General features: G+C 49.9%; 1 protein-coding gene. It reads right to left on the bottom strand.

What is annotated here, in order from left to right; genetic code table 11:
• Positions 1 to 387: reverse transcriptase domain-containing protein (locus tag DEF28_RS26885; RefSeq protein WP_325049049.1), on the bottom strand; the 387-nt coding region annotated here is incomplete at its 3' end.
• Between the last annotated feature and the right edge of the window lie 2 nt (positions 388 to 389).

Raw genomic sequence — 389 nt, forward strand, 5'->3', positions numbered from 1 at the left:
CCTTGTCAGTTCTCCCAACCTACTTCCGTGTTTCTCCCACAGCCGGTCAAAATAGTTCAGATAGATATTCGCCAAAAGCGGTGAAATGACCCCACCTTGCGGTGTCCCTATATCGGAGCGCCGTACGTTTCCTTCTTCCATCACTCCCGCCTGAAGCCACTTCCGTATTAACTTCAGGATCCGCCTGTCATTGATACGCATTTGTACCAGCTTCATGAGTTTCTCCTGGTTAATATTGTCGAAGTAACCTTGGATATCGACGTCGACTACCCAATCTCCTTTGCGGTTGCAGGCTTTCCGGATTCGCTCCAGGGCTCCTTTGGCACTTCGTTTCGGGCGAAATCCGAAGGATGCTTCTTCGAAGTCTGCTTCGAAGATGGGTTCAATGA

It is taken from the genome of Marinitenerispora sediminis (assembly GCF_003336425.1).
Taxonomy (GTDB): Bacteria; Actinomycetota; Actinomycetes; order Streptosporangiales; family Streptosporangiaceae; genus Marinitenerispora; species Marinitenerispora sediminis.